At 73.6% G+C, this 15226-nt stretch carries 14 protein-coding genes; 9 read left to right on the forward strand and 5 right to left on the reverse strand.

Features of this window, described 5'->3' with window-relative positions:
• Positions 1-38: 38 nt before the first annotated feature.
• A complete protein-coding gene (gene fdhD, locus ABZS77_RS00595) occupies positions 39-893 on the forward strand; it encodes a formate dehydrogenase accessory sulfurtransferase FdhD (protein WP_354814978.1) in 855 nt (284 codons plus the stop codon).
• Here fdhD and ABZS77_RS00600 read toward each other — a convergent pair.
• Together ABZS77_RS00600 and ABZS77_RS00605 are read right to left on the reverse strand one after the other, a co-directional pair.
• On the reverse strand, positions 883-1596 hold the full coding sequence (locus tag ABZS77_RS00600; protein WP_354814981.1) for a GAP family protein: 714 nt from the start codon (positions 1594-1596) through the stop codon (positions 883-885). The genes fdhD and ABZS77_RS00600 overlap by 11 nt on opposite strands.
• A 238-nt stretch (positions 1597-1834) precedes the next feature.
• Positions 1835-2881 (reverse strand): DUF4192 domain-containing protein, encoded by a 1047-nt coding sequence (locus ABZS77_RS00605; protein ID WP_354814984.1) that lies wholly within the window; start codon positions 2879-2881, stop codon positions 1835-1837.
• Positions 2882-3033: 152 nt separating this feature from the next.
• Between ABZS77_RS00605 and ABZS77_RS00610 the strand changes: the two genes are divergently transcribed.
• From ABZS77_RS00610 to ABZS77_RS00630, 5 genes are all read left to right on the forward strand, one after another.
• Positions 3034-3948 carry a fructosamine kinase family protein gene (locus tag ABZS77_RS00610; RefSeq protein ID WP_354814987.1) on the forward strand — a complete coding sequence of 305 codons (915 nt, stop codon included), beginning with the start codon at positions 3034-3036 and terminating at the stop codon, positions 3946-3948.
• A complete protein-coding gene (gene moaA / locus ABZS77_RS00615) occupies positions 3945-4958 on the forward strand; it encodes a GTP 3',8-cyclase MoaA (RefSeq protein ID WP_354814990.1) in 1014 nt (337 codons plus the stop codon). Before ABZS77_RS00610 ends, moaA begins: the two co-directional genes overlap by 4 nt.
• Before the next feature lie 3 nt (positions 4959-4961).
• Positions 4962-5216 carry a MoaD/ThiS family protein gene (locus ABZS77_RS00620; protein WP_354814993.1) on the forward strand — a complete coding sequence of 85 codons (255 nt, stop codon included), beginning with the start codon at positions 4962-4964 and terminating at the stop codon, positions 5214-5216.
• A 13-nt stretch (positions 5217-5229) separates the two neighbouring features.
• Positions 5230-6474 (forward strand): metallophosphoesterase, encoded by a 1245-nt coding sequence (locus ABZS77_RS00625; protein ID WP_354814996.1) that lies wholly within the window; start codon positions 5230-5232, stop codon positions 6472-6474.
• Between the two features lie 61 nt (positions 6475-6535).
• Positions 6536-9715, forward strand: a complete 3180-nt coding sequence (locus tag ABZS77_RS00630) for a UvrD-helicase domain-containing protein (RefSeq protein ID WP_354814999.1) — start codon at positions 6536-6538, stop codon at positions 9713-9715.
• Positions 9716-9806: 91 nt separating this feature from the next.
• Here ABZS77_RS00630 and ABZS77_RS00635 read toward each other — a convergent pair whose 3' ends face one another.
• Complete coding sequence (locus ABZS77_RS00635; protein WP_354815002.1) at positions 9807-10436, reverse strand: prepilin peptidase; 630 nt, start codon at positions 10434-10436, stop codon at positions 9807-9809.
• Between the two features lie 10 nt (positions 10437-10446).
• A complete protein-coding gene (locus tag ABZS77_RS00640) occupies positions 10447-11439 on the reverse strand; it encodes an EamA family transporter (RefSeq protein WP_354815005.1) in 993 nt (330 codons plus the stop codon).
• Between the two features lie 312 nt (positions 11440-11751).
• Between ABZS77_RS00640 and ABZS77_RS00645 the strand changes: the two genes are divergently transcribed.
• From ABZS77_RS00645 to ABZS77_RS00655, 3 genes are all read left to right on the forward strand, one after another.
• Entirely contained in the window at positions 11752-12279 is a 528-nt protein-coding gene (locus ABZS77_RS00645; protein WP_354817047.1) for a hypothetical protein, read from the forward strand.
• A gap of 470 nt (positions 12280-12749) precedes the next feature.
• Positions 12750-13160: a hypothetical protein gene (locus ABZS77_RS00650; protein WP_354817050.1), complete on the forward strand. Its 411-nt coding sequence runs from the start codon at positions 12750-12752 to the stop codon at positions 13158-13160.
• A gap of 134 nt (positions 13161-13294) precedes the next feature.
• Complete coding sequence (locus tag ABZS77_RS00655; RefSeq protein ID WP_354815008.1) at positions 13295-14536, forward strand: ATP-binding protein; 1242 nt, start codon at positions 13295-13297, stop codon at positions 14534-14536.
• A 10-nt stretch (positions 14537-14546) separates the two neighbouring features.
• On the opposite strand, the gene ABZS77_RS00660 is transcribed toward ABZS77_RS00655, so the two are convergent.
• A complete protein-coding gene (locus tag ABZS77_RS00660; RefSeq protein ID WP_354817053.1) occupies positions 14547-15095 on the reverse strand; it encodes an N-acetyltransferase in 549 nt (182 codons plus the stop codon).
• Positions 15096-15226: the final 131 nt, after the last annotated feature.

Here is a 15226-nt window from a genome sequence, read left to right on the forward strand (position 1 = left end):
GTGTGCGGACGTACCGCTGCGGGGTGCAGGATGGCGGGATGGGACGGGCGACTGACCGACGGGGCGTACTCCGGATCGACCTCGACGCGGAGGCCGACGGACGTGGAGCCGTCCGACGGCCGGACACCCTCGCGGTGGAGGAGCCGCTGGAGATCCGGGTCGGTGCCGCCGGCCCCGGCCGACGCCGCCCCCTCGCCGTCACCATGCGTACGCCCGGCGACGACCTGGACCTGGCCATCGGGTTCCTGCTCACCGAGGGGCTGATCCGGTCGACCGACGACGTGCTGACCGCCCAGCTCTGTGCCGGCGCGGAGACGCCGAACACGTACAACGTGGTGGACGTGGTGCTCGCCCCCGGCGTACCGGAACCGACCACCGACCCCTCCCGGAACTTCTACACGACCAGTTCCTGCGGGGTCTGCGGCAAGGCCAGCATCGACGCGGTCCGCACCCGTTCGCTGTACCCGGTCGCGGCGGATCCGCTCACCGTGCCGGCCGCCCTCCTCACCGAACTGCCCGACCGGCTGCGGGCCGCCCAGCGTGGCTTCGACCGCACCGGCGGACTGCACGCGGCGGGGCTGTTCACCCCGGCCGGCGACCTCGTGGTGCTCCGCGAGGACGTCGGCCGGCACAACGCGGTGGACAAGGTGATCGGCTGGGCGGTGCGGGAACGCCGGCTGCCGCTGGCCGGGCACCTGCTGCTGGTCTCCGGCCGGGCCAGCTTCGAACTGACCCAGAAGGCGTGGATGGCCGGCCTGCCGCTGCTGGCCGCCGTGTCCGCGCCGAGCACCCTCGCCGCCGAGCTGGCCGAGGAGGCGGGCATGACGCTCGTCGGCTTCCTGCGCGGCAACACGATGAACGTCTACGCCCGCCCCGAGCGGATCACAGTCTGATCACCAGCTCGTCCATCAGCCCCAGCCGGAGCACGGCGTCGCGGGCCAGCAGGAACCCGGCGATGCCGAGGATCCAGCCGAGCACGCCGCCGGAGTGCCGCGCGATCCAGGCGTTGAGCCGGCCCAGCACCGGCTCGACAAGCTTCGGCCACGCCAGCCGCGCCCCCAGCAGCAGCACCGCCGGCACCACCATGACCAGGCAGTAGCCGGCGAGCAACCCGACGATCTGCGCCGCGCCGAGCCCGGAGGTGGTCAGCAGGCCGACCGCGCCGAGGTACGGCAGCATCGTCGCCACCTCCGCGAGCGCGGCGAGCAGCGCCAGCCCCACCAGCCAGCGCGTCGAGGAGTCTCCGGAGGTCGCCCGGTCCCGCCACCGCAGCACGCCGCCGCCGCGCGGACGTCGTTTGCCGTCGTAGCGGAAGCTCAACGCGAACAGCCCGACCCCGAGAGCGAGCTGCGCCCAGAGCACCGGCCGGTTGTCCAGCGCCCCGCCGAGCACGTCGGCCAGCCGGCTGCCGCCCACGACGAGCAGCAGCCCGACCCCGAAGTAGAAGACGACGATCGTGCCGAGGTAGACGAGGATCCGCCGTGCGTTGATCGTCCCGGGCGTGAGCAGCAGCCAGACCGGGATGAAGAGGGTGCCGATGCTGGTGCTGTCGACAAGTGCCAGGCCGGCGAGTGACAGCAGCAGTCCGACACTCATGCGCGACGTTCACGTGGTGGGGTCATCTGCTGATTCTGCGGCGACGTCACGCCTGTTGACTCGCCCCGTGGAACGAACGTCCGCTACATCCTTCGACGGACCACACCGGGCGTACGGGCCGTCGGCGCGTGCCGGGGCCGCCGCCTAGCGTGGTCGAGCGCCGTCGAGGAAGAGCGCGACGAGGTCGGGAGGCCCGACGGAGTGACGCGACAGACACACGAGGGCCGCGCGACACCGGTCAGCCTCGGCCACGTCGACGCCTCCTGCGCGGGCGGACCACCCCGGGCATGCCGACCGACGGCCAACCGTCCAGCTCCGACGGGGGCACACCGCGCCGCAGCAGGTCGTCCAGGAGCAGGGCGAGCGAGTAGTCCGGAGTCAGACTCAGCGTGCGCTCCAGCGCCACCGCCGCCAGCGCACCCTGCCCGGCTCGCCACGCGGCGAACGCCAGCAACGCACCCGGCGCTGCGGTCAACTCCGGTTCGGCCCGGCGCAGCACGTCGGTCCAGAGCGCGATGTCCCGATCCCGACCATCGGTGCGCTCCCAGGCGTGGTCACGGATCGGCAGGTGGGTCAGCAGCACGCTCAACCAGGCCACCTCCTCGTCGTCGAGCCGTACGCCCCGCCCCTGCGCGCGCTGCGCCGCGCGGACCGCCGCCACCCCGGCGGAGCGCAGGGCCCGACCGCCGAGCAGGTCACTCGCGGGCGCCTGCCCGACCAGCTCGGTCAGCCTCAGCCGGGCGCGGACCGTGGCGGCGCGGGCCGCCAGCCGGGCGTCGCCGGACACCGGTGCCACCTGCGCCGCGAGGGCGGCCCGGTCAGGAAGGGCGACCTGGCCGGCGAACACCGCCGAGGCGGTCACCTGGTTGGCCGAGGCGTCGTGGCGCCGGCCTTCGGGAGGGCAGCAGTCGGCCTCGACGCAGAGATAGGACCACCAGCGGTCGCCGGTGACCCGCAGCGCGTCGAGCACCTCCAGCCCGACACCGGCGAGGGCGAGACGCACCGCGTCCACGCTCGGTGTCACCCGTTCGGGAGGCCCGTAGCCGACCACCGTGGCCGCCTCCGCGCCCTGGCGCAGGATCACCCCGGCCAGGTGCCGGGCCGGCTCGGCCGGATCGGTGGACGGGTCCGGCAGGTCGGCACGGGCGGCGAAGATGATCTGCCGGCCGCGCAGCGCCACCGCGACGACACTGTCGGCGGGATGGAAACCGAGCAGGTACGGCACGGCGGCGATCAGGTCGGCGGGTGAGCGGACGGCGAGCTGGGCACGGTCGGTCGAGGTCATGCCGGGAGCCTGCGACCCGCGCAGCCGTCCCCGCCGCCCCTGTGGACGACACGCGGCTTATCCACAGTTACTGAGCGTATTGACGCAGGTAGGCGCGTTTCGATGTGCTCACACGACACCGATGTGTCACGGGGAGCGGTTACCGTGCGCTGATGGACCTGGCGTACCTGCGCGCGCACCCGGCACACCTGCCGACGTTCCGGACCCACCAACGGATCCGGGAGACCCCGGTCGCCGGTGGGAGCATCTGCGCGGCGGCCCGGCTCACCCTCGACGACGGGCACTCCGTCTTCGCCAAGTCGTGGCCCGAACAGGCCGACCGGCCGGTGCCGGAAAGCTTCTTCGAGGTCGAGGCGGCCGGGTTGCGCTGGCTGCGGGAGGCGGGCGCGGTCGGCGTACCCGAGGTGCTCGTGGCGCTGCCCGACCTGCTGGCGCTCGACTGGGTGGAGCCCGGCGAGCCGACGAGGGAGGCGGCGGAGCGTTTCGGCCGCGAGCTGGCCGACCTGCACCGGGCCGGCGCCGCCGCCTTCGGCGCACCCTGGCCCGGCTTCATCGGGGCGCTCCCGCAGGACAACACCGCCGACGACGGCCCCTGGTCGACGTGGTTCGCCGAACGGCGACTCGCCCCCCACCTGCGGCGCTCGGTCGACCGTGGCGCGCTGACCCCCGAGGACGCCGCGCTCGTCGAGCAGGTGCTGGGCCGACTGGGAGAGTTCGGCGGCGACGAGCCGCCGGCGCGCATCCACGGCGATCTGTGGCCGGGCAACGTGCTGTGGGGGACGGACGACCGGGTGTGGCTGGTCGACCCGGCGGCGCACGGCGGGCACCGCGAGACGGATCTCGCCCAGTTGGCGCTCTTCGGCGGCGTCCCGCATCTGGACCGGGTGCTGGCCGCCTACCGGGAGGCCTGGCCGCTGCCCGACGGCTGGCGTGAACGGGTGCCCCTGCACCAGCTGCATCTGCTGCTCGTGCACACCGCGCTGTTCGGCGGCGGCTGGCGCGATCCGGTCGTCGAGAACGCCCGCGCCGCCCTGGGCCGAGTCGGGCGCGCTACGGTCGACAGGTGAGCGTCGCCCCGCGGACCGACGGCGTCCTCGTCGACCGGTACGGCCGCGTCGCCCGGGACCTGCGCGTGTCCCTGACCGACAAGTGCAACCTGCGCTGTACGTACTGCATGCCGGCCGAGGGGCTGCCCTGGCTGGCCGGCCCCGAGCTGCTCACCGACACGGAGGTCGTCCGGCTGGTCCGGCTGGCAGTCGAGCGGCTCGGCGTGACCGAGGTGCGGTTCACCGGCGGTGAGCCGCTGATCCGGGCGGGCCTGGTCGACATCGTGGCGTCGGTCGCCGCCGTCGAGCCCCGCCCACGGATCTCCCTCACCACCAACGGCATCGGCCTGGACCGGCTCGCCCCGGCTCTGCGTACGGCCGGCCTGGACCGGGTGAACGTCTCACTCGACACGCTCGATCCGGCCCGGTTCACCAAGCTCACCCGTCGTCCGAGGCTGGACGCGGTGCTCGCCGGCCTCGCCGGGGCCGCCGCCGCCGGCCTCGACCCCGTGAAGATCAACTCGGTGCTGATGCGCGGCGTCAACGACGACGAGGCGCCGGCCCTGCTCCGCTTCGCCCTGGACCACGGCTACCACCTACGGATCATCGAGCAGATGCCGCTCGACGCCCAGCACGGCTGGGACCGCGACACGATGGTCACGGCCGAGGAGATCCTGGCGTCCCTGCGTACCCGATTCGACCTCAGCCCCGATCCCGCCGAACGCGGCGCGGCCCCGGCGGAGACCTGGCTGGTCGACGGCGGCCCGGCCCGGGTGGGCGTGATCGCCAGCGTCACCCGCCCCTTCTGCGGCGACTGCGACCGCACCCGGCTGACCGCCGACGGCCAGGTCCGCGCGTGCCTCTTCGCCACCGAGGAGTCCGACCTGCGGGCCGCACTGCGTGGTGGCGCGGACGACGAGGAGCTGGCCCGACGCTGGCGCACCGCCATGTGGGGCAAGCGCGCCGGGCACGGCATCGACGACCCCACCTTCCTCCAGCCGACCCGTCCGATGTCCGCGATCGGAGGCTGACCCGTGGACCCGACGCCGCTCACCGTTCGCTACTTCGCTGGTGCCCGCGCCGCCGTCGGGCGCTCCGAGGAGGTCGTACCGGCCGGCCGGTCCCTCGACGATCTCACCGTCGACCTGGCCCAGCGGCACGGCGACCGTCTCGCCGCCGTGCTGCGCGTCGCGAGTTTCCTCGTGGACGGCGTCACCTGTCATGATCGTGCGACACCCCTGCCGGGCGGGGCCACGATCGACGTCCTGCCCCCGTTCGCGGGCGGCTGAGGGAGGCGCACAGATGTTGGCGGTTCTGGGGTTCGTGGCCGTCCTGGCGCTGGTCACCGGCCTCATCCACCTGTACCTGTGGAAGCGGCTCGTCCGGGACACCACCACGCCGGGTCGCTGGCGGCGGGCCGGCGGCATCGCGGCACTGGTGCTGGCGTTCCTCGTGCCGGTCACCCTGACCGGCACGCAGGCCGGCCTCTACTGGCTCGCCTGGCCCGGCTACCTGTGGCTCGCGCTGATGTTCTACCTGCTCGTCGTGCTCATCGTGCTGGAAGTGCCGATGCTCGTCGCCCGGCTCGTGCTGCGTCGCAGGGTGGTTGCCGCCGAACCCACCACCGCCGCGCCCGAACCGGTGCTGGTCGGCGCCGCCGGGCCGGCCGAGCCGCCGGCCGCCGCCGCCACCGCGACGCCCGACCACGACCCGGCCCGCCGGCTGCTGCTCGCCCGTGGGGCGGCCATCTTCGCCGGCCTCACCGCCGCCGGCATCACGGGGTACGGCGTCCGCACCGCCCTCGGCCCGCCGCGACTGGACCGGGTGCAGATCCCGCTCGCCAAGCTCCCGCGATCCATGGACGGCCTGCGCATCGCCACCGTCTCCGACATCCACCTCGGCCCGCTGCGCGGCCGCGCGCACACCGAGCGGATCGTCGCCGCCATCAACCGGCTCGACGCCGACCTGGTGGCTGTCGTCGGTGACCTGGTCGACGGGTCGGTGGCCGAGCTGGGTTCGGCCGCCGCGCCGCTTCGTGACCTGCGCTCCCGGTACGGCAGCTTCTTCGTCACCGGCAACCACGAGTACTACTCCGGCGTCGAGGAGTGGGTCCAGGAGGTCGACCGGCTCGGCCTGCGGGTCCTGCAGAACCGGCGGCAGGAGATCCGGACGCCCGGCGGAGTGCTCGACCTGGCCGGGGTCAACGACGTGTCCGCCGCCGGCACCGGGCTGGCCGCCCCGCCCGACTTCACCGCCGCCCTCGGCGACCGCGACCCGAGCCGCCCCGTGGTCCTGCTGGCGCACCAACCGGTCGCCGCGGTCGACGCGGCGAAGTTCGGCGTCGACCTGCAACTGTCCGGGCACACCCACGGCGGGCAGATGGTGCCGTTCAACCTCGCCGTGCGGCTGGAGCAGCCGGTGGTCAGCGGGCTCGGCGAGGTCGACGGCACGAAGGTCTACGTGACCAACGGCGCCGGATTCTGGGGCCCCCCGGTGCGGGTCGGCGCGGAGCCGCAGATCAGTCTGGTCGAGTTGCGCTCGGCATAGCGGACGTCACGTCCGCGCGTGGCGGCGGGCGACCCTCGCGGCGGGCGTGACAGGATGCGGCGTGCCCCCGTTCAGCGCCGTACCCTCCGGTGGCCTTCCGCCATTCGTCGCGGACCTGCACATCCACTCGAAGTACTCGCGCGCGTGCAGCCGGGACCTCACCCTGCCGAACCTCGCCTGGTGGGCGCGGCGCAAGGGCATCGCCCTGCTCGGCACTGGGGACTTCACCCACCCCGCCTGGTACGACCACCTGGTGGAGACGCTGCGCCCGGCGGAGCCGGGGCTCTACCGGCTCGACCCGGAGGCGGAGCGGGACATCGCCCGCCGGCTGCCGCCGCGGCTCGCCGGTACGACCGACACGGACGCGGTCCGGTTCATGCTGAGCGTGGAGATCTCCACCATTTACAAGCGGGACGACCGGACCCGCAAGGTGCACCACCTGATCTACCTGCCCGATCTGGAGGCGGTGGCCCGGTTCAACACCGCGCTGGGGCGGATCGGCAACCTCGGCTCCGACGGGCGGCCGATCCTCGGCCTCGACTCGCGGGACCTGCTGGAGATCACTCTGGAGGCGAGCCCGGACGGCTATCTGGTGCCGGCGCACATCTGGACGCCGTGGTTCTCCGCGCTGGGCTCGAAGTCGGGCTTCGACGCGATCGCGGACTGCTACGCCGACCTGGCCGGGCACATCTTCGCGGTGGAGACGGGCCTGTCCTCCGACCCGGAGATGAACTGGCGGGTCGGCAGCCTGGACGGCTACCAGCTGGTCTCCAACTCGGACGCGCACTCGCCGCCGGCGCTCGGCCGGGAGGCGACCGTGCTGAACGCCGAACGGAACTACTTCGCCGTCCGGGAGGCGCTGCGTACCGGGAACGGACTGGCCGGCACCATCGAGTTCTTCCCGGAGGAGGGCAAGTACCACGCGGACGGGCACCGGCTGTGTGGGATCAATTGGTCTCCGGAACGGACCCGGGCCGCCGGTGGGCGCTGCCCCGAGTGCGGCAAGCCACTCACGGTTGGTGTGCTCAGCCGGATCGAGGAACTGGCCGACCGCCCGCGGGGGCACCGTCCGGCGCACGCCCGTGACGTCACCCACCTGGTGCCGCTGGCCGAGATCCTCGGCGAGATCAACAAGGTGGGTGCCCGGTCGAAGAAGGTCGAGGGGCGGTTCAACGAACTGCTGGCCGCACTCGGTCCGGAGCTGGAGATCCTGACCACGACGCCACTGAGCGACATCGCGCAGGCCGGCGGTGAACTGCTCGCGGAGGGCATCGGCCGGCTGCGGCGCGGCGACGTCCGCCGGGTTCCCGGCTACGACGGCGAGTACGGCGTGATCACGCTGTTCGACCCGGCCGAGCTGGGCGCGCAGGAGACGCTGTTCGACGTACCCGTGCCGGCTCAGCGGCGGCCCACGGAGCCGGCGCCCCGGCCCGCGGCCAAGCGCCCGGCGGCGGCGAAGGCGGAGCCGAAGCGGAAGCCGGTCCCGGCGCCCGCACCGCCGATCGCGCCACCGCCGTCTCCGCACGAGCCGTTCGAGCCGATGCTCTCCGGCATGGAGGAGGTCGGCACGGGTCTGCTGGACCGGCTGGACGCGATGCAGCGGGTGGCCGCGTCCGCGCCCGGCGGGCCGCTGCTCATCGTCGCCGGCCCGGGCACCGGCAAGACGCGGACGCTCACCCACCGGATCGCGTACCTCTGCGCCGAGCTGAACGTCTTTCCCGAACACTGCCTGGCCATCACGTTCACCCGCCGCGCGGCCGAGGAGCTGCGGCACCGCCTGGACAGTCTGCTCGGGCCGGTCGCCGAGGACGTCACGGTGGGCACGTTCCACGCGCTGGGGTTGACCATCCTGCGGGAGAACGCCGACGCGGCGGGCCTGCCGGCCGGTTTCCGGATCGCCGACGACGCCGAACGGTCCGCGGCCCGGTCGGAGGCCGGCGACGACCTCGGCGCCTACACGGCGTTGCTGCGCAAGCAGGACCTCGTCGACCTGGACGAGCTGGTCAGCCTACCGGTGGAGCTGCTGCGGGCCGACCGGAAGCTCACCCAGCGGTACCGGGACCGCTGGCGCTGGATCTTCGTCGACGAGTACCAGGACGTCGACGCGGTGCAGTACGAGTTGCTGCGGCTGCTCAGCCCCGCCGACGGCAACCTGTGCGCGATCGGCGACCCGGACCAGGCGATCTACTCGTTCCGGGGTGCCGACGTCGGCTACTTCCTGCGCTTCTCGGAGGACTTCACCGACGCCCGGCTGGTCCGGCTCAACCGCAACTACCGCTCGTCGGCCCCGATCCTGGCCGCCGCCGTGCAGGCCATCGCCCCGTCCTCGCTGGTCCGGGGCCGACGGTTGGACCCGGCCCGACTCGACCCCGAGGCGCCGCTCGTCGGGCGTTATCCGGCCGGTTCGGTCGCCGAGGAGGCCGACTTCGTGGTGCGTACGGTCGACGACCTGGTCGGCGGGCTGTCCCACCGGTCGCTGGACTCGGGTCGGATCGACGGCCGGGCCACCTCGCTGTCGTTCTCCGACATCGCCGTGCTGTACCGCACCGACGCGCAGGCCGCGCCGATCGTGGACGCCCTGGCCCGGGCCAACATCCCGGTCCAGAAGCGTTCCCACGACCGGCTGCGGGACCGGCCGGGGGTGGCCGCCATCGCACGCGAGCTGCGGCACGCCGACGGCTTGGCCGGTCCGCTGGCCGCCCGGGTGCGCCTGGCCGGCCAGCTCGTCGCCGACCGGTTCGCGGTGCCCACCCTGGACGGCGCCGGCGGGACGGTCCGCCCCGAGGACGTCCGCTCGGCGGTGGACCTGCTGACCCCGCTGGCCCGACGCTGCGGCGACGACCTGGAGGCGTTCCTGTCGCAGTTGTCCACCGGTGCGGAGGTGGACGCCCTCGACCCACGCGCGGAGGCGGTCACCCTGCTCACCCTGCACGCAGCGAAGGGCCTGGAGTTCCCGGTGGTCTTCCTGGTCGGGGTGGAGGACGGGCTGCTGCCGCTGCGCTGGCCGGGCTCGACGCCGGACGAGGACGCGGTCGCCGAGGAGCGGCGGCTCTTCTTCGTCGGCCTGACCCGCGCCCAGGACCGCCTGTACGTCAGTCACGCCGCCCGCCGTACCCGCCACGGCGTGGAGCGCGAGTGCACGCCGTCGCCGTTCCTGAAAACGATCGACCCAGGCCTGTTCGAACGGTTCGGCGAGACCGAACCCCGCCGCCCCAAAGACCGCCAGCTCCGCCTGATCTGACCCGCCCCATCTCGGCGATCTTGTGCTTTCGGTTGCCGTGATGCCCTGGTCTGCACCTTTCGCCCCCCGGCAAAAAGTGCAAGATCGGCGGTTACGTCACGAGCGCTGCCAGCCAGGCGCCGGTCAGCAGGGCTGGGCCCAGGGGGAGCAGGGTTTTCCTGTTTGCGTGGCGGGTGGCCAGCAGGGCGAGCACCAGGGCGCCGTGCAGCAGGTGGGGCAGGAGCAGGCCGGTGAGCAGGGCGTCGCGGCCCAGCCAACCGAGCGGCAGGCCCAGGACGGCTGCGAGTTTCACGTCCCCGAAGCCCAGCCGTGACCCGGGCAGCAGCGCCAGCAGCACGTGGGCCGCCCCGGCGACAGTCGCGCCGGCCAGCGCGCCGAGCAGCCGCGCCGGGTCGTCGACCAGCACCGCGGCGCTCGTCAGGCCGACGACGGCCAGCGCTCCTGCGGTGAGGACGAGCGGGTCGGGCAGCCGCAGGCAGGCCAGGTCGACCCCGGCCAGCACCAGCCCCACCGCCGCCACCGCGAGAAACACCGGCAGCGCCGGGTCGTCACCCCGCGCGGCGGCGAGACCCCCGAAGACCACGGCCGCCACCACCGGACTGAGCCGGACCCACGCACCGCGCCGGACCGACGGCTCGACGAAACGCCAGGTCAGCGGGGGTACGACGAGACCGACCAACCCGCCGAGCACCACCACCCCGACCAGCGCAGCCGCCGACATCGGCCGGACGTTACCGGCGGTCCCCCACCGGCGCGGCCCCCGAACGCGTCTCGGCGGCAACCCGGCGCGGACGTTCGGTGCTCACCACCACGGCCACCCCGATGACGATGACCGCGCCGCCGAGCAGGGTCTGCGCGGTGACCGGCTCGGCGACCAGCAGCGCCCCGAGCGCCACGGCCACCGCCGGGTTGACGTAGGCGTACGTCGAGACGAGCGAGATGGGCGCGTTGTGCAGCAGCCAGACGTACGCGGTGAAGGCCACCAGCGAGCCGGCCACCATGAGGTACACCAACGCCAGCCAGGATCGGGTGCTGACCTCCGCCGGGTGGAAGTCGCGCAGTTCGCCCCGGCCGGCCGCGACGACGGCGAGCACCAGCGCGCCGGCCAGCATCTCGTACACCGTCGCGACGAACGGGTCGGCGGGCATCCGCAGCCGTCCGGACAGGAACGATCCGAGCGACCAGGAGGCGGCCGCCCCGACCACTGTCAACGCCCCGACCAGCGGCACCACGTTCGAGCTGCCGGCGGGCAGCACGAGCAGGACCAGACCGACGAAGCCCACGGTCACCCCGACGAACGTCCACGCCGGTGGCCGGTCCCCGGTGCCGGAGCGCAGCAGCACCACGAGCAGCGGGACGGTCGCCACCAGCAGAGCGGCGATGCCGGAGGGGACCGCCACTCCGGACGGCCCGGATTCGGCGAGCACCACCAGGCCGTTGCCCCCGGCGAGCAGGAGTATCCCGACGAACGCGGCGGAGGCGAGCTGCTGGCGGTCCACCCGCAGTGCGCCCGGCCCGCGGCGCAGCCGTAGCACCACCGCGAGTACCAGACCGGCGGCGGCGAACCGCATGGCCGCCGACATCAACGGAGGCAGCGTCTCCACCGCGATCCGGATGGCCAGATAGGTGGAGCCCCAGAGGACGTAGACCACGGTCAACGCGGTCCAGATCAGGGTCGGTGCGGCGCCGGGACGGCTGGCGGCACTCGTCGGAGATGAGCTCATCGGTGGACCACGCTACGGTGACGTCGGAGCCCGCGTCCCGCTTTGGTGGCCGGCCTCTCACCACTCGTGCAGGAGGGCGGCATGACGAACTACGGACCACCGGGTGGCGGCGCGCCCGGATCGTGGCGTGGGCAACGGCCCGACGAGGCGCCCGGTCGACCGGCCCAGCAGCCCTATCCGCCGGCCCCGCAGACCTACCCGCCGGCCCCGCAGACCTATCCGCCGGCGCAGCAGCCGTACCCGCCGACGCGACAGGGGTCCTACGGCGGGTCACCCGCCTATGGAGGCGAGTCGTACCGGCCCGCCGAACCCGTGCCCCCGTACGGCGGGCAGCCGTACCGACCCGACGACCGCCCGTACGGCGGGGACCCGGAACCGCCCCCGCGTCGCTCGGGCCGGGGGCCGCTGATCCCGGTACTGGTCGTCGTCCTCCTCCTGCTCGTGGCCGGCGGCGGCGCGTACTGGTTCCTCAGGGGGCGGGACGAGCCCACGCCGGTGGCCGCGCCGACCGCCTCGGCGCCGGCCGCGAACGTCGAGCCGAGCGTGGACGCGGCCGAGCCGACGCCCAGCGCGGCGGCACCGGAGTCGTCGGCCGACCCGAGGTTCGCCAAGGTCGGCCAGTGCGTCCGCAACGACGGCGCGGCCGGTGGCAAGCCCAAGCTGCTGATCAGCGAGTGCGCGCCGAAGTCGTACCAGGTGTTGAGCCGGATCGACGGAGCGACGAGTGGTGAGCGGGACGCCGAGGCCAAGTGCGCCAAGGTCGAGGGCTACACGAACTGGTACTTCTTCGACAGTGAGCTCGACACGCTCGACTTCGTCCTCTGCCTCAAGCAGCGCTGAGCCCATCCACCCCTGGGGATGACATGACGACCTACGGCCCATCGGGTCCCGGGCAGCCGGACGACCCGTACCAGCGTCCGCCGGGCGGCTCCGACGGCCCGCCGCCGGTCGACCCGACCCTGCCGCAGTGGGACCAGTCGCCGCAGTGGGGTCCGCCGCCGCCCGACGACGATCCGACCCGCCAGCAGTGGGGTCCGCCGCCGCCCGGCGCGGAGCCGCCGACCGCGCCCATGTGGGGGCCGCCGGCCGGCGCGGAGCCGCCGACCGCGCCCGTGTGGGGTCCGTCGCCGGCATCGGGGCCGGGACAGCCGCCGCCCACGTCGGGGGCGGGTTACCCGCCGCCGCCCGGCCCGTTTCCGCCGGCCGGGCCGACGCCTGGCGCGGCGCCGGGCCCGTGGGGTCCGCCGGTTCCCGCCGGGTACGGAATGCCGCCGGGTCCACCGGCGAAGCGGTCGGGCGGCAGGATTGCCCTGATCGTCGGCCTGGTGGTGGTGCTCCTGCTGTGCCCGTGTCTCGGTCTGGCGGGGTGGGCGATCTGGAAGGCCGCCGACGCGGGCGGTGACGCGACGTCCGCTCCGACGGTGAGGGCTACCGCTCCGGTTGTCCCGCCGGCCCTGCCGAGCGCGGCGCCGAGTCCGAGCGAGGACGAGGACAAGGACGAGTTCGCCAAGGGTGACTGCGTGGTGAACGACGGCACGGAGGATGACGCGGAGCTGCGCAAGGTGTCCTGCGCTCCGGGCACGTACCAGGTTCTGCTGCGGATTCCGGCGACCACCGACGGGGACCGGTGCGAGACGCTCGCGCCGCAGGCCACCGCGAACTACGTGCACGACAACTCGATCGACCTGTTCGACTACGTGCTCTGTCTGAAGAAGCGATAGCCCGTAGGCAAAACTAGGGCTGTCTAGCGTGGATGCTAGACAGTCCTAGTTTGTTGTCGACGTTCCCGACACGCCGGTAGCCCCATCTATCCATGTCTAGCCCCCCAGCTAGATGGCCCGATACTGTGCGATGCGTGGATCCGGTCCGCAACCCGTACGCACCGGGCGCCGGTCAGCGCCCGCCCGAACTCGCCGGGCGGGGGCGGGAGCTGGACGTCTTCGACATCGTGCTGGAACGCATCGCCCGGGGCCGACCCGAGCGCAGTCTGATGCTCACCGGGCTGCGCGGCGTCGGCAAGACCGTCCTGCTGAACACCCTCCGGTCGCAGGCGATCAACCGACTCTGGGGCAGCGGCAAGATCGAGGCCCGACCGGACCAGTCGCTGCGCCGCCCGGTCGCCGCCGCGCTGCACATGGCGGTCCGCGAACTGGCCCCCCGCCACCGGGCACCGGACCGGATCGACGCCTTCCTCGGCGTCCTCAAGGCGTTCGCCCAACGCTCCACCCCGACCGGTCGGGCCGGCGCGTCCACCAAACTGCGGGACCGGTGGCAGCCCGGCATCGACGTGCCCGCCGCCAGCGGCCGGGCCGACTCCGGCGACATCGAGATCGACCTGGTCGAGCTGCTCAGCGACGCCGCCGCCGTGGCCAGCGACGTCGGCACCGGCATCGCCATCTTCATCGACGAGATGCAGGACCTCGGGCCGGAGGACGTGTCGGCGCTCTGCGCCGCCTGCCACGAGCTCTCCCAACTCGGCGCGCCACTCATCGTGGTCGGTGCCGGCCTGCCGCACCTGCCGGCCGTGCTCAGCGCCGCCAAGTCGTACTCCGAACGGCTGTTCCGCTACCAGCGCATCGACCGCCTCGACCGGATCGCCGCCGACCAGGCACTCTGCGCGCCAGCGGACCGGGAGGACGTCGAGTACGAGCAGAAGGCACTCGACCTGCTCTACGAGAAGTCCGGCGGCTACCCGTACTTCGTCCAGGCGTACGGCAAGGCGACCTGGGACCACGCGCCCCGGTCACCGATCACCGCCGCCGACGTACGGGTCGCCGCACCTGAGGCGGAGGCCGAACTGGCGGTCGGTTTCTTCGGCTCCCGTTTCGAGCGGGCCACCCCCGCCGAACGCGAGTACATGCGGGCGATGGCCACGCTGTCCCTGGTGGAGGCGGAGTCCGGCGGCGTGGTCCGTGACGACATGGACGCGGCGGTGCCGACGGCGGAGATCGCCCGGGCCCTCGGGCGCAAGCCCGCCAGCCTCTCCCCGGCCCGGGACGCGCTGATCAAGAAGGGGCTGATCTACTCCGGTGAACGCGGCACTGTCGCGTTCACCGTCCCGCACTTCGGCCGGTACCTGCGCACCCAGCCGGCCTGAACCCGGCCGATCAGACCCGGGACCAGGGCGCCGGGAAGAGCACCTCACCCCGGGGCGGGGCGCCCTCCTCGCTGGTGGACGGCGGCAGCACCAGCGCCTGCCAGGGCTCACCGAGGCCGGCCCACGGGCTGGTCAGGCCCAGTTCGCCGGCCGGGGCGAAGCCGAACCGGCGGTAGAAGGCCGGGTCGCCGAGGACCACCACGAGACGCTCACCCAGCTCGGTGGCGGCGTCCAGGGCGGCCTGCACGACTGCCGTCCCGTGCCCGACGCGCTGCCGATGCGGGGCCACCGCCACCGGGCCGAACGCCAACGCCGGCGCGGGAACTCCCCGGTCCGGTCGGACCCGGACGCGGCTGAGCAGGGCGTACCCGACAACCTCGCCGCCGTACTCGGCGACCATGGCCAGCTCGGGCAGCCACGCGTCGGTGCCGCGCAGCTCGTCGACCAGGACCACCTCCGGTGGCGTGGTCACGTCGGGGCGGGCGAAGGCGGCGGCCAGAACCCGGCGTACCGGCCCGGCGTCGGCCGGGTCCTCGGGTCGTAGCCGCAGCGTGGTCACCCGCGCGACGTTACCCGCCACGGCCCGTCCATCAGCGATTGTCGCTCGAATCGGCGTGGCGACGTGCACGGTCACCGATTCGGATCCGACGGTTGCCGGGGTAGGAAACGTCGCGACGGGGTATGACTGAT

The organism is Micromonospora sp. NPDC005298, from assembly GCF_040607375.1.
In the GTDB taxonomy this organism is placed as follows: Bacteria; Actinomycetota; Actinomycetes; order Mycobacteriales; family Micromonosporaceae; genus Micromonospora.

What these genes read in the sequence shown, in the direction of transcription:
- fdhD (WP_354814978.1), top strand. Translation starts at nt 39, where the DNA reads ATGGGACGGGCGACTGACCGACGGGGCGTACTCCGGATCGACCTCGAC.
- ABZS77_RS00600 (WP_354814981.1), bottom strand. Translation starts at nt 1,596, where the DNA reads ATGAGTGTCGGACTGCTGCTGTCACTCGCCGGCCTGGCACTTGTCGAC.
- ABZS77_RS00605 (WP_354814984.1), bottom strand. Translation starts at nt 2,881, where the DNA reads ATGACCTCGACCGACCGTGCCCAGCTCGCCGTCCGCTCACCCGCCGAC.
- ABZS77_RS00610 (WP_354814987.1), top strand. Translation starts at nt 3,034, where the DNA reads ATGGACCTGGCGTACCTGCGCGCGCACCCGGCACACCTGCCGACGTTC.
- ABZS77_RS00625 (WP_354814996.1), top strand. Translation starts at nt 5,230, where the DNA reads ATGTTGGCGGTTCTGGGGTTCGTGGCCGTCCTGGCGCTGGTCACCGGC.
- ABZS77_RS00635 (WP_354815002.1), bottom strand. Translation starts at nt 10,436, where the DNA reads ATGTCGGCGGCTGCGCTGGTCGGGGTGGTGGTGCTCGGCGGGTTGGTC.
- ABZS77_RS00640 (WP_354815005.1), bottom strand. Translation starts at nt 11,439, where the DNA reads ATGAGCTCATCTCCGACGAGTGCCGCCAGCCGTCCCGGCGCCGCACCG.